12 protein-coding genes are annotated in these 13,558 nt (G+C 65.0%); 6 read left to right on the forward strand and 6 right to left on the reverse strand.

The window, feature by feature from the left end; genetic code table 11:
* Positions 1-50: 50 nt before the first annotated feature.
* Both AB4Y44_RS36485 and AB4Y44_RS36490 read right to left on the reverse strand, forming a co-directional pair.
* The gene (locus tag AB4Y44_RS36485; RefSeq protein ID WP_368702231.1) at positions 51-1,001 is read right to left on the reverse strand and encodes a cation diffusion facilitator family transporter; all 951 of its coding nucleotides are present in this window, start codon (positions 999-1,001) and stop codon (positions 51-53) included.
* Between the two features lie 69 nt (positions 1,002-1,070).
* Positions 1,071-3,851, reverse strand: a complete 2,781-nt coding sequence (locus AB4Y44_RS36490; RefSeq protein ID WP_368702232.1) for an N-6 DNA methylase — start codon at positions 3,849-3,851, stop codon at positions 1,071-1,073.
* A gap of 244 nt (positions 3,852-4,095) precedes the next feature.
* Between AB4Y44_RS36490 and AB4Y44_RS36495 the strand changes: the two genes are divergently transcribed.
* Positions 4,096-5,244 (forward strand): methyltransferase, encoded by a 1,149-nt coding sequence (locus AB4Y44_RS36495; RefSeq protein ID WP_368702233.1) that lies wholly within the window; start codon positions 4,096-4,098, stop codon positions 5,242-5,244.
* 126 nt (positions 5,245-5,370) lie between these two features.
* On the opposite strand, the gene AB4Y44_RS36500 is transcribed toward AB4Y44_RS36495, so the two are convergent.
* Positions 5,371-5,691 carry a hypothetical protein gene (locus tag AB4Y44_RS36500; RefSeq protein WP_028206633.1) on the reverse strand — a complete coding sequence of 107 codons (321 nt, stop codon included), beginning with the start codon at positions 5,689-5,691 and terminating at the stop codon, positions 5,371-5,373.
* A gap of 374 nt (positions 5,692-6,065) precedes the next feature.
* Between AB4Y44_RS36500 and AB4Y44_RS36505 the strand changes: the two genes are divergently transcribed.
* On the forward strand, positions 6,066-6,929 hold the full coding sequence (locus AB4Y44_RS36505; protein ID WP_368702234.1) for an SAM-dependent methyltransferase: 864 nt from the start codon (positions 6,066-6,068) through the stop codon (positions 6,927-6,929).
* Between the two features lie 19 nt (positions 6,930-6,948).
* On the opposite strand, the gene AB4Y44_RS36510 is transcribed toward AB4Y44_RS36505, so the two are convergent.
* The gene (locus AB4Y44_RS36510; protein WP_368702235.1) at positions 6,949-7,518 is read right to left on the reverse strand and encodes a DUF1415 domain-containing protein; all 570 of its coding nucleotides are present in this window, start codon (positions 7,516-7,518) and stop codon (positions 6,949-6,951) included.
* Positions 7,519-7,537: 19 nt separating this feature from the next.
* Positions 7,538-8,179 carry a TetR/AcrR family transcriptional regulator gene (locus AB4Y44_RS36515; RefSeq protein ID WP_342925320.1) on the reverse strand — a complete coding sequence of 214 codons (642 nt, stop codon included), beginning with the start codon at positions 8,177-8,179 and terminating at the stop codon, positions 7,538-7,540.
* 174 nt (positions 8,180-8,353) lie between these two features.
* Between AB4Y44_RS36515 and AB4Y44_RS36520 the strand changes: the two genes are divergently transcribed.
* The 3 genes from AB4Y44_RS36520 to AB4Y44_RS36530 all read left to right on the forward strand — a co-directional run bounded on the left by AB4Y44_RS36520 (position 8,354) and on the right by AB4Y44_RS36530 (position 11,847).
* Positions 8,354-9,637, forward strand: coding sequence for an MFS transporter (locus tag AB4Y44_RS36520; protein ID WP_368702236.1), 1,284 nt, complete (start codon positions 8,354-8,356; stop codon positions 9,635-9,637).
* Between the two features lie 156 nt (positions 9,638-9,793).
* Positions 9,794-10,396: a nitroreductase family protein gene (locus tag AB4Y44_RS36525; protein WP_342925322.1), complete on the forward strand. Its 603-nt coding sequence runs from the start codon at positions 9,794-9,796 to the stop codon at positions 10,394-10,396.
* Between the two features lie 191 nt (positions 10,397-10,587).
* The gene (locus AB4Y44_RS36530) at positions 10,588-11,847 is read left to right on the forward strand and encodes an Hsp70 family protein (RefSeq protein WP_368702237.1); all 1,260 of its coding nucleotides are present in this window, start codon (positions 10,588-10,590) and stop codon (positions 11,845-11,847) included.
* A gap of 158 nt (positions 11,848-12,005) precedes the next feature.
* Here the strand turns inward: AB4Y44_RS36530 and AB4Y44_RS36535 are convergent, their stop codons facing one another.
* On the reverse strand, positions 12,006-12,209 hold the full coding sequence (locus tag AB4Y44_RS36535) for a cold-shock protein (RefSeq protein WP_027797379.1): 204 nt from the start codon (positions 12,207-12,209) through the stop codon (positions 12,006-12,008).
* A gap of 433 nt (positions 12,210-12,642) precedes the next feature.
* Between AB4Y44_RS36535 and AB4Y44_RS36540 the strand changes: the two genes are divergently transcribed.
* Positions 12,643-13,558, forward strand: a 916-nt coding sequence (locus AB4Y44_RS36540) for an APC family permease (RefSeq protein ID WP_368702238.1), incomplete at its 3' end; no start/stop codon positions are given.

The raw sequence follows: 13,558 nt of genomic DNA on the forward strand, positions 1-13,558 counted from the left end.
GAATTTCGCGTAACCCTTTGTTCTTTCTGCGCCCGCGCCCGCCAGATTCCTCACTCCGCCCATTCCGGATCGCTCGTGAACATGATCGTGAGCCAGCGGTGCGACTCGTCCCCGCCGATGGCCCGGCCGATTTCGTCGCGGATCGCATCCCATTCGGCGATGCGCTTTGCCGGCATGCCGGGCGGCACGACGAAATACAGCTCGATTTCGCGGGAGCGGCCCACTTTCGCGACATAAGCGCGGTAATACTCGAAGGCGTAGCGCTCGACGAAGCGTTTCGCGACGGCATCGACATGCTGCTTGAGATCCGCGGGCGCCACGAGCAGCACATCCAGCAGGGCCTGGCGGATTTCCGCGAGCGGAATCGGAATGATCACGACGCACACCATCACGAGCGCCGCCGGGTCGACATAGGGCGTGAGGCGTTCCCACGCCGTTCCCTGAATCGCATAGCCGACGCTGAAGGCGACGAGGAGCGCCGCCGTGATGCCCGCGGACATGATCCACGACTTGATATCGAGGCGCAGGAAATCCGAGTGGATCCGGCGGTTCGCGCGCGATTCGAACACCGCCATCGCCACGCAGGCACTGACGGTGAGCACGGCGTAGACGAGGGCAGGACCGAAGTGCAGCTCGTGGCCGCCGGAGAGCAGGTTGGTGACGCCGTTGATCAGAGCGTAGACGGCCACGCCCACGAGCAGCGTGCTGTTGAGCCCGAGCACCATGGGTTCGAGATGCCAGAAGCCCATGGTGAAGCGCTCGCGCCATTTGCGCGGCAGGTCGACGTTGACCGCGTAGGAGGTGATCAGGCGCACGACGGCGAGCGCGAGCGCGCTCATGCTCGCGTCGACGAGCGAATAGACGCCGTCGAACACAATCGAAAACGAGCCGGAAATCAGGCCGAACAGAATGCCGATGAGGGCGATCACCAACGTCGTAGCGATAGATAGCGTCAGCACGCTGCTCTCGTCGGAAGCACTGAAGAGGCGAAGCCGTTCCATGATGTCTGCCCTGCGCGAGGATGAGCAAGACTAGCCGACTCGCCGGGACGCCGTCGCTGCGCTGCGCGCTCAGCTTGCTTCGCGCGCCATCGTGCCGGTGCGGCCTTCCACGAGGTCGATCTCCTGAGGCGACAGGCCAAATGCCGCGTAGAGGCGTTGATCGATCTCGCGCGCGATGTCGTCCAGTTCCGGGGATTCGCATCCGGTCCGCCCGGTGCGCAGCAAGCGGGTCACGCAGTCGGCCACTTCGCTGCGCACCGAAGCGCCGCCCGGCACGGGCAAGGCGTCGATCATCGCTGTCGTGAACGCCACGCCGCCGTTGTAGCTCGACGCGCCGTACTTCGCGCGGATCAGGAACACCGAGAGCGGGCAATTGAGCAACGCCGCCGCGAACTTCAGCAGATTCTCGTCGTTAGCGCGCAGGATCAGCGTGGTCTTGCCGGGGATCGTGTCGCCAGCGAGATCGAGCGTCGCGTCGAGCCGTGTGAGGCCTTTCACGATCACCTTTTTCGCCCTGGCTTTCGCGCCGTAGCCGTTCGTGAACGTCGACGCGAAACGCTCGCGTTCGACCACGGGTGCGTCGTAGCGTCGCCCGAGATAGGTCATCGGCTTGCTGCCCCAGCGCGAGACATAGCGCCCGAGCGTGCCGGTGTTCACCACACGGTAGTGACGGTCCGGCAGGAAACGGCCATCGGCCGCCTCGACGAGGGGCGCGAGCCGGTAGGCGTCCGACGTCGCACAGGCGTTTTCGCAGGGCAGCAGCGAACCGAGTGTCGCGCGCGCACCGGCGAACCGCTGCACGAACGCGGCGTGCGGGGAGAGCAATGCGTCGAGCGGCCATGGCGTCTCGAGCGTGCGCTTGTCGGTTTGCGCCAGCTCGGTGAGTGTCTCGCCGTCGATGCGCGCGGTCGCGATGGCGGGCGTGCCGGACTCGCGAAAGAGCGTGATGATCGAATCCACGCGCGCCTGCTCGAACACGTCGCGCCCGAGCCTGACGATGCGTTCGATCTTGTCCAGATGCCGTGCGCGCAAAGCATTGCCGAAGGGCTTCGAGAGCCACTTGTCGGGCGTGAGATACGCCATCGCGCCGCCGGGCTTCAGGAGCGCGAGGCCCAGTTCCATGAACACGATGTAGAGATCCCAGTTGCCCCGCGCGCTCGGCCAGCGCCGCGCCAGCCGCTCGCGCAGCGCGCGCTGGCCCTGGTTGATCATGCGCTCGGAGTCGATATAGGGCGGATTCGCGATGACGGCGTCGAAGCGCTCGAAGTCGCCTTCGCCTGTGAGGAGTTCGGCGAATTCGATGCGCCATTCGAACGCCTCGGCTTCTTCGGCCGGCGTGTCGGCCTGGTGGTTCGCGAGGGCGTTGTGCAACGTGTCGCGCAGTTGCGCGCATCGGGCGATTTCGGCGCGCCTCGCCGCGGCTGTAGCCGTCGCCCGCAGTCTAGCCGCGCTGGCGCGATAGTTCGCCACGGGCTCAGCGTAGCCGCGCAGCGGCGTATCGAAGTCGAAACGGCTGAGCGTCGCATTGCCTGCTTTGAGGTTGGTCTCGAGATTCGGCAGCGTAGCGGTAAAATCCGCGTGTTCGAGCAGTTCGATCCACAGCCGCAGGCGCGCCATGCCGACCGAATCCGGCTTGATATCCACACCAAAAAGCGAGTGCTCGACGATGTCCCGCTTGACACGAAAGAGCGCGGCTTCGATCTTGCGGATGGTTGTGCCATCGCGCTCGCGGGTGAGCGGCTCGCCATTTGCGTGCGTGACGCACAGCCGGTCCGCGGTGACGTCGATGCGGCACGCGCTGAGCGCTTCGCGGTCCTGCGCGTCCAGCAAGCCGAGGCGCACTTTCAGCGCCAGCAACTCGTTGAGCGCCGAAACGAGCAGATGCCCCGAGCCCACGGCGGGATCGCAGATGCGCAGCGAGTCCAGAATCGCGCGCGCTTCGTCGCGGTTTTCGATCGATGTGCCGATCAGTTCGGATAGCTGATCGACGTTCGTGCAGCACCAGCCCCTGGCGCGATTCAGGCGATTGAGCGCCGCTTCGGTGACGGCGGGACGGGCGAGCTGCATCGCGACGCTGCCTGGCGTGTACCAGGCGCCGTCGCGGTAGCCGTTGAGCTTTTCGAAGACGAGCCCGAGCGATGAGGCGTCGAGGCAGGGCCTGTTCGCCGCGCCTCGTTCTCGCGCGATTAAACCGGCGGAGAAGTCGAACGCCGCGAGAAAGTCGAGCAGATACGCAAGCGTGTGCCGCTGTCCGTTCGCATCGCGGAGCACGGTCGCCGTGAAAAGAGGCAGCGTGGCGCGATCGTCGAGCGCGCTCATGCCGAGCAGGCTACGGTCCAGGTCTTGCGGCGCGAAGAGCGCACCTTCGAAGCGGGGAAGGCGAGCGAAGCGTGCCGGCGGCGTGTCGTCACCGGCGCCGAGTACGGCGTCGCACAGCGCGTCGAGATCGCTGAACGAGCGGATCTGCTGGGCGTTCAGGAACGCGCAGGCCACATCGCCGCCATGGAGGGTCAACAGACGCGTTTCGAGCACCTTGAGAAAAACGAGACGGCTGATCCATGCGATGCAAAGCCGAAGCGCGAGTTCGAAGTGGTCGGCCTCCGGTGCCTCGCTCTGGCGCTCTCCCTCGCGGGCGGCGAGGCGCGACAGCGCGAGTTCGATCAACGCGCCGGGCAAACGATCGTGCGGCGCGAGTCGCGCGACGGTGCGTCTGACGCCGGAAACGCTCTCCCGCAACCCGACGATATGCAGCAGTTCGGCGTAAAAGCCTTCGTCGAGCCCACCTCCGGCGCCGGCGCGGCGCGTGCGCGGTTTGCGCGCGCGGCGGGTCTGCTGGGTGGTTCGTGGCATGGTCTCGAGCGGGTGGGCGTGGGCTGGCGGGGCGCGGTCGGCGCACATTTTACTGCCGGGCGCGTGCGTTTCGTCTTACACCGTCTGGCCGAGTCGACGCGTCCGCCCGTCTGAGCGATCATCGTTGCGATGGCAACACGGCGGAACGTGCCGCATCGCTCTGCTATATGATGGCGCCCCGCGGCGCCCACCCGCGGGCCCGGTACGAATCGACGAACTGGCCCGCCGCACCGAATATCCGACTATGACTGAACATCCCACTCTCACCTGGCCCGACACCGAAGGCCCGCGCACGGTGCGCTGGCGCTCCGAGGCTGGCGTGCCGGCGCCCAAACGCGTGGTCATCGCCGACGATCGCACAACTGCGGACGCCGCGTACCGCCTTGCCTGCGAAGGCACCGCGCTGCTGTGGCACGGCGACTATCAGAACGCGCGTCAACTGCTGCAGGCCATGGCGCGCCGTGCCGAGCGCAAACCGCGCAAGGGTGCACCGCCCAAGGCGCCTGCCTCACCGCTCGAAGCGTTTCATCTGCATCGCCAGGCGCAGGCGCAGCGCGCCCGCACGCTCGGCATGGTGCTGATTCCGCTCGAAGGCGACTACGGCATCAACCTGCGCCGCGCACCCGACGTCCGACTCGCGTGCGAAGAGGCGTGGGGCGCGGCCGATGGCGAAGCGTCCGCGGTGTCGCTGCGTGAAATTCTCGGCCTGGTCGGCGCACACGAATGGCGCAAGAAGGGCGTCGAGATCGCGGCGCTGAATGGGGCGCGCATTCATCCATACTACGGCGTGTTCTCGCCGGTGCGCGGCGAATACGTCGATCTCGTCGCGCGCACGCCGCTGCCGTCGCTCGAAAAGGCCTTCGACATCGGCACGGGCACGGGCGTGCTCGCCGCCGTGCTCGCCTCGCGCGGCGTGAAGCGCGTAGTCGCGACCGATCAGGACGTCCGCGCGCTGGCTTGCGCGAACGAGAACCTTGACCGCCTCGGCTACGCCGCGCAGGTCGAGGTCGTCGAGGCGGATCTGTTCCCGGCGGGGCGCGCGCCGCTCATTGTCTGCAATCCGCCGTGGGTGCCGGCGCGGCCCGCTTCGCCCATCGAGTACGCCGTGTTCGATCCTGAGAACCGCATGCTGCTCGGCTTTCTCGGCGGCCTCAAGGATCATCTCGAACCGGGCGGCGAGGGGTGGCTGATTCTGTCCGACTTCGCGGAGCATCTCGGGCTGCGCACGCGCGAATCGCTCATCGAGATGATCGTGCAGGCAGGACTCGAAGTAGTGGGTCGGGAGGACATTCGCCCGCGGCACCCGAAAGCGTCGGATCCCACCGATCCGCTCTATCGTGCGCGCGCAGCCGAACTGACGTCGCTGTGGCGCCTCAAGGTGCGCGCAGCGTGAACCAGCGGCGGGAAAAAGCGTTGGCAAAAAAGAAGAAGCCGGGCCGCTAACGGCCCGTGTGGGTGTCGAGTATCGGCGTCGGCGGCCTGGCTGCCACGCCGGGTGCACGTCAGATTTACATCGGCTTCACCCCGGATAGGCCTCGTCGACCTTGAGGCCTGCGAGTTTGAAAATCACGCGCAGCGTTTGTGGCTTGATATCGCGGCGCGAAGCCAGCGCCGACATCACGAAATCGAGCACCTTCGCGTACTTCAGCAGAATCAGGCAGGTCTCGAGATCCGAAGGGCCGTCGCGCATGCTTTCCGCGACCCGCAGCATCTCCACCGAGATGTCGCGCGCCATTTCCAGCTCCAGTTGCTGCTTTTCCGTCCAGTCGGGAACCGTGACGAGTTTCGTAAGCAGTTCCTGGAATTTTTGCTCTGCGTTTCCGTCAGGTATCGTATTCATTGCATGCCCCATGCAAGGCCGTACAGCGTCGAGCGCTCTTCGCGCAGCGAGGACTGCGCCAGCCTGATTCGTCGCAACCGGCACTCCTGGTGCGACCTCCCAATGCGCGCCTGTCGATTCGTTGCCTGCCGGTCGCGCTACGTTTTGGTCCTTTTTTGGGCATCGGGGACGAAAATCCTCGTGTCTCTTCTATTCAACCCCTCCCTCCTGTCCGCACGTGGGTCAGCGTGCCTGGACGCTATTACGACACTGGCTGCTCTTATGGGTTCGGCAGCCTCGACTCGCTTTTTTCGTAAAATGACAGAAATACTGCAACCCGTCTGTCGCCTGTCGCACGTTTCGCGACATACCACGCCTTTCATCCGATCACGCCGATGTCCAGCAAGACTTACGAAGTCCGTCCGAACCAGTCTGTCGAACTCCTCAAGGAGCTCCACATCCTGACGCGCGACGGCAAGATGAACCAGGACAGCCGCCGCAAGCTGAAGCAGGTCTATCACCTGTTCCAGTTCATCGAGCCGCTGCTCAAGGACCTCAAGCAGGATGGCCGCGACGTGACCCTCGTCGATCACGGTGCGGGCAAGTCCTATCTGGGCTTTATTCTCTACGACCTGTTCTTCAAGGATCAGCGCGACAGGTCACACATCTATGGCATTGAGACGCGCGACGAGCTTGTGCAGCATTCGCAGGAGCTGGCCAAACGGCTGGGCTTTGGCGGGATGTCCTTCCTGAACCTGTCGGTAGCCGATTCGATCACCTCGCCGCAACTGCCGCCGACCGTCGATATGGTGACCGCGCTGCATGCCTGCGATACCGCCACCGACGACGCCCTGCGCTTCGCACTCAAGAAGCACGCGCGCTACATCGTGGTCGTGCCGTGCTGCCAGGCTGAAGTGGCGGGGGTGCTGCGCCGCAACAAGGGCAAGTCGCTCGGCCAGGCGCTCACGGAGATCTGGCGCCATCCGCTGCATACGCGCGAATTCGGCAGCCAGATCACCAACGTGCTGCGCTGTCTGCAACTCGAGGCGCACGGCTATCAGGTGAGCGTGACGGAACTGGTGGGCTGGGAGCATTCGATGAAGAACGAACTCATCATCGCCCAGTACAAGGATTTGCCGCGGCGCCGTCCGGCGGCGCGGCTCAACGAGATTCTCGAGACTTTCGGGCTGGCGGACCTGCGCGAGCGCTTTTTCGCCGACGAGGGCGAGGCGGCCTCCGAAGCGGCAATCGAAGGCTGAAGCTGCGGGCAGCGCGGCGTCAGTCGCGCTTGCTCATCCAGTCTTGCCAACCTTCGAAGCCGAGCTTGCGCAGTGTTTCCTGGTTGCGTTCGTAGATGTCGGCGGCGTCGGGGAACGCCTCGACTGCGCGCGCGATGCTCGCTTCGCGCAGCAGATGCAGGATCGGATACGGCGCGCGGTTCGTGTAGTTCTCGATGTCGTCGGGCTCGGTACCCTCGAACTGGAATTGCGGGTGAAAGCTCGCGACCTGAAGCGTGCCTTCCAGCCGCAGCTGCTGCACGAGGCGCTCGGCAAACCAGGTCGCGTCATTGAAATCGGCGAAGTCGGCCAGCGCGTGGGGCAGGATCAGGAGCGTCGTGTCGATATCCGCGGCATCGGCTTGAGCCAGCGTTTGCAATTCGCGTTCGAGATCGATGAGGACACCTTCCAGATCTGTCGCCTCGCTGATCACGTAGCGAATCTGGTCCTTCACGTGCACGCTTTTCGCGAACGGGCAGAGGTTCAGGCCGATTACGGCGCGCGTGAGCCAGTGGTGGGTCGCTTCGAGAATGGCGGCGTGGTCGGGGGACAGAGCAGCGGTTTCGTTCATCGTGTCATTTTACGGGCGGCTAGCGCGCGGGGCATGCCGCCTCGATCAACAGCTTCGCCATGCGCGGCGCCGCGAGAATCGCGCCGCATCCGGGGCCGTAAGTCTGGCTTGCGGCATAGACGCCTTCGACGAGCAGCGCGAGTTCCTCTGCGAGCGCGACCGCATCGCTGGCTCCCGCTTCCTGTGCGAGCGCGGTGAGCCGCGCCAAGAGTCGCGTCTTGTTGTTGTCGACGCTGCGCCGCGCGGGGTGGGTGGCGTCGGGAAATTCGGTTGCGACGTTGACGAACGGACAGCCGCGATAGTCCGGCACCGAGGCGCGGCGCGCGAGGTCCTCGAAATACTGCACCAACTGCTTTGCCGGCTCGCCCGGATGCTTCGCGAGACTTTCGTCGAAGCGCTCGAAAAAGCGCACGTCGCAGCGCTGCAGGTAGGCGACGACGAGATCGTCCTTCGACGAAAACTGGCGGTACAGGCTCATCTTGTTGACGCCGGCGCGCTCGACCACCGCCTCGATGCCGACCGCGCGCACGCCCTCGCGGTAAAACAGCTCGTCGGCGGCGCGCAGCAGGTGCTCTTGCGCGCGCGCGCCCGCCGTCTGCGCGCGCGGGCGGGGCGGGCGGGCAGCGGCGGTGGCGGGTTCGTCGTGGCCTTCGTGTTTCATGAGGGCATCTCGCGATCAGGGTGATTGCTTGACATGTTACCGAGCGGTAACTACTATCGCAACACACTTGTGACCGATCGGTAACAATCGAGCGATGGCGAATTGTCGCAGCAAACGGTCATGTCAACGAAAACATCGGCGTGTCGAACCCGGCGCGCCGTGACAGGAGCACCAATGAACTGGGCAGCGAGGCGGATAGTCGGGCGTTTCCACTACGGATGGCTCGTCGTGGCGGTGGTGTTTCTGGTGCTGCTGGCGGCGGCCGGCACGCGCGCGACGCCCAGCGTGATGATGGTGCCGCTCGAGCATCAGTTCGGCTGGAGCCGGGCGACGATCTCGCTCGCCATCTCGGTGAACATTGCGCTCTATGGCCTTATGGGCCCGTTTGCGGCGGCGGCCATGCAGCGCTTCGGCGTGCGGCCCACGCTGCTCGCGGCGCTCGGCACCATGGCGGCGGGCGTGGCGCTTTCCGCGCTGATGACGCATCCGTGGCAGATGATCCTGATCTGGGGCGTGATGGTGGGCGGCGCCACCGGCGTCGCGGCGCTCTCGCTCTCGGCGACCGTCGTCACGCGCTGGTTCCACTCGCACCGCGGGCTCGCCATGGGCATCCTCACCGCGAGTTCGGCCACGGGCCAGCTCGTGTTTCTGCCGCTCCTCGCGGCGATCGTGGAGAAACACGGCTGGCAGTCGGTGGTGCTCGTGGTCGCGGTGGCCGCCGCCGCGGTGTTGCCGCTCGTGCTGTTCCTGCTGCCCGAGCGGCCCGCAAGCGTGAATCTGCGTCCGTTCGGCGAGGACGAGAGCACCCCCGTCGCGCCGGCCGCGCCGCATCAGAATCCGCTGAAGATCGCGTTCGACGCGCTCTTCTCGGCGAGCCGCACGCGCGACTTCTGGCTGCTGTTCTTCAGCTTCTTCATCTGCGGCGCGAGCACGAACGGCTACGTGGGCACGCACCTCATCGCCATGTGCGGCGACTACGGCATGACCGAAGTGCAGGGTGCCTCGCTGCTCGCGACGATGGGCATTTTCGACCTGTTCGGCACGACACTCTCGGGCTGGCTCTCGGACCGTTTCAATAGCCGCTTGCTGCTGTTCTGGTACTACGGGCTGCGCGGACTTTCGCTGATCTATTTGCCGCACGCGTTCGGCATCGACTTCTTCGGGCTGCCGATTTTCGCGGTGTTCTACGGCCTCGACTGGATCGCGACGGTGCCGCCGACCGTGCGGCTCGCGACTGATGTCTTCGGCAAGGAGCGCGCGCCGATTGTGTTCGGCTGGGTCGTGGCGGGCCATCAGCTCGGCGCGGCATTCGTGGCGTTCGGCGCGGGCCTGCTGCGCTCGAGCCTCGGCACCTATACGGTGGCGTCGATGATCTCGGGCGGCCTGTGCCTCGTGGCGTCGTTCCTCGTGCTGCGCATCAACCGCAGGCCGCGCGCCGTGGGCGTGCAAACGGCCTGACGAGGCCGCCGCGGCGCCACAGCGCCGGTTCACACTTCGGTGCACCCCGACGGGCGACGCTCATGCGTCGCCCGTTGCGTTTGAGCGTATTTCACACGCTGCGGTTATTCTAGTGACCCCGGGCAAGCCGCCCGCCACCCCAAGGACACACAAGGCATGACGAAGCACAAACCCGCACCGACAGCCGTGCCCATTCACGAACTCATCGCCGGCCGCTGGAGCCCGCGCGCCTATTCGAGCGAGCCGGTGAGCCGCGAGGCGCTGCACGCGGTGATCGAGGCGGCGCGCTGGGCGCCCTCGGGCTACAACCTGCAGCCGTGGCGCTTTATCGTGTTCGACCGCAGCGCCGACGAAATCGCGTTCAAGCGCGCATTCGCGACGCTCGTGCCGTTCAACCAGCAGTGGAACGCGCCGGCGTCGGTGCTGATCGCGGTGACGGCACATACGCTCAACGCCAAGGGCGAAGTGAATCGCACGGCGCAATACGATGCGGGCGCCGCTGCCATGTCGCTCGTGCTCCAGGCGCATGCGCTGGGTCTCGCGGCGCACCAGATGAGCGGTTTCGACGTGCAGGCGTTCCGCACGGAATTCGCGTTGCCGAACGACGTGGAGCCGCTTTCGATCATCTCGATTGGCCACTATGGCGAAGCCGAGAAGCTCGAACCCGTGCTGCGCGACCGTGAAAAGGCGGAACGCACGCGCTCGGCGATGGGCGAGATCGCCTACGCGAACGCCTGGAAGCAGCCGTTCAAGGGCTGAGTCGGGAGAAGCCCCGCGCCCATGAGAGGCTGCGAGCTTTAGCAAAAACGCGCGGCGTGGCCCGCGCGTTTTTTTCTTGCGGGGTCGCATCGTGGGCCCGCGGTTGCTCCGCGCCGCGCTTTCGTGCTACAAAGCCGATCCCCCCGACCTTTCCTCTCTTGCGCGCGCACTCGCTGCGGCGCGCTCTTGCCATGACCAGCTTCTGCGCGATTGACTTCGGAACCTCCAAGTCGGCGGTGGCGCTCCCGGCAGCGGCCGACGGCGCGATGCGCCTCGCGCCGGTGGAAGGCGCACACACCACGTTGCCGACGGCGGTGTTCTTCAACGTCGACGAGCACACCCGCGAATTCGGCCGTGCGGCACTCGCGTCCTATATCGACGGCTTCGACGGCCGGCTGATGCGCTCGATGAAGAGCATCCTCGGCTCGCCGCTCGCCGAGAGCACGACCGAGCTCGGCGACGGCAGCGCGATGCCCTATACCGAGATCATCACGATCTTTCTGGAGCACCTGAAGCGCAGCGCCGAGCGTTGCTCGGGTACGCCGATCACGCGCGCGGTGCTGGGCCGTCCGGTGTTCTTCGTCGATGAAGACCCGCGCGCCGACCAGCTCGCCCAGGACCAGCTCGAAGCCGCAGCGCGTCGGGTGGGCTTTCGCGAGATCGAGTTCCAGTACGAGCCGATCGCGGCGGCGTTCGACTATGAGTCGCGCCTCGCGCGAGAGGGCCTGGTGCTCGTCGCCGACATTGGCGGCGGTACGTCGGACTTCTCGCTCGTGCGCGTGGGGCCTGATCGCATGACGCGGCTCGAGCGCAAGGACGACGTGCTCGCGCACCACGGCGTGCACGTGGCGGGCACCGACTTCGACCGCCGCGTCGAACTCGCGACCATCCTGCGCGAACTGGGCTACCAGTCGCTCGACCCCGAAGGCCGCGAGGTGCCGAACCGCATCTATTTCGATCTGGCGACGTGGCACCTCATCAACACGATCTACACGCCGAGGCGCGCGACCGAGCTGAAGCTCATGCGCCATCTGTACACCGACACACGCCATCACGACCGGCTGATGCGGGTGGTCGACGAGCGGCTGGGTCACGCGCTCACGGCGCGCGCCGAGGAGGCGAAGATCGGCGTTTCGGCGGGTGGGGAGACGATGATCGACCTCGAAGCCGTCGAGGCGGACCTGCGTCTGGCCTTTGGCGACACGCAACTCGTCGAGGCGGGGCGCGAGGAGACGCGGCGCATCGTGCAGGCCGCGCGTGAAACGGTGCAGGCGGCGGGTGTCGCGCCGGCTCAGGTGAGCGCGCTTTACTTCACGGGTGGCTCGACCGGCCTCTTGTTCCTGACGCAGGCGCTGGCGGAGGCGTTTCCGCAGTCGCAGGCCGTGTTCGGCGACCGTCTCGCCAGCGTGGCGACGGGCCTCGGCATTCACGCGCAGCGCCTGTTCGGCTAAACGCGCGGGGCGCCTAAATCTCCCGCTAAAGCGCCAGACGAGAAAAAACCCCACCTTCCGGAAGAAGCGTGGGGTTTTTCGGTAAGCTTGCTAGTCAGGCACTACGCAGAAGCTGCGTTCAGGTCCTGTAAGCCGTAGCAGACCAATGAGCGCAGTACTTAGACCGGCTTGATGTTGGCAGCTTGCTTGCCCTTCGGGCCCGTGCGGACTTCGAATTGAACCTTTTGGTTCTCTTGCAGCGTCTTGAAGCCGTCAACCTTGATTTCCGAGAAGTGCGCGAACAGGTCTTCGCCGCCGCCGTCCGGAGTGATAAAGCCAAAGCCCTTAGCGTCATTGAACCACTTGACGGTACCGGTTTCCATATTACTTTCCTAAAAATGAATGAAGGCCGAAGCCCGAGAGGTGCACGAAAATCAAGGAAGGGGTATGGGACCAGCCGGAGTACCGTTGATGGGCGAACTACGAAAGACCAATTCACACTCGCCGCTTGAAATCCTGCCCGAACTTTATACGGCTAAATGGCAGGAAGGTCAACTAGGTCCCCGGGAAAGTTCGTATTTTTTTGCTACAGGGTCGAAACGAACCCTTACAAAGCTTGATAAGCAAATGACTTTTTTGTATTAGGCAGTGGTTTTTGACGCCCTTCCATGGTGCAACCGGTTAAACTACGCGCCGCGCAGAAGTTGCGCCTACAGGCGCAATCTTTTGTGTGGAGGTACGACAACCGCAGCAAACCCGCCCGCACAACAGACGGGATAAACGCGGTGTCGATCTGCTCTTGAAACAGGAGAAGACGTGAAAAGTTCTATTCAACGGAACATCGGCCCGTTCGCGCTGATGTTCACCGGCCTCGGGTCGATCATCGGTTCGGGCTGGCTGTTCGGCGCGTGGAAGGCGGCGAAAATTGCAGGTCCGGCGGCGGTTTGCGCCTGGGTCATCGGCGCCGTGGTCATTCTGGCCATCGCGCTCACCTACGCCGAACTCGGTGCGATGTTCCCGGAGTCGGGCGGTATGGTCCGCTATGCCCGCTACTCGCACGGCGCACTGGTGGGCTTCATCAGCGCGTGGGCAAACTGGATCGCCATTGTCTCGGTGATCCCGATCGAAGCGGAAGCCTCGATCCAGTACATGAGCACCTGGCCCTATGAGTGGGCGCACGCGCTCTTCGTCGACGGCTCGTTGACGCATTCAGGGCTCGGGCTCTCCGCGATTCTCGTGATCATCTACTTCATGCTCAACTATTGGGGCGTGAAGCTGTTCGCGCGTGCCAACAGCGCGATCACGATCTTCAAGTTCATCATCCCGGGTCTGACGATCATTGGCCTGATGGCGGGCAGCTTCCACCAGGAAAACTTCGGCCAGACGACCTCGTTCGCCCCGTACGGCTGGTCGGCGGTGTTCACGGCAGTCGCCACGAGCGGCATCGTGTTCGCGTTCAACGGCTTCCAGAGCCCGATCAACCTCGCGGGTGAGGCGCGCAATCCGGCGAAGAGCGTGCCGTTCGCAGTCATCGGCTCGATCCTCTGCGCACTCGTGATCTACGTGCTGCTGCAGGTCGCCTATATCGGCGCGGTCAATCCGGCCGACGTCGCGAAGGGCTGGAACACGTTCAACTTCAAGTCGCCGTTCGCGGAACTCGCGATCGCGCTGAACCTGAACTGGCTCGCGATCCTGCTGTACGTCGACGCATTCGTGAGCCCGAGCGGCACCG

This window comes from Paraburkholderia sp. BR10937 (assembly GCF_040965695.1).
Taxonomy (GTDB): Bacteria; Pseudomonadota; Gammaproteobacteria; order Burkholderiales; family Burkholderiaceae; genus Paraburkholderia.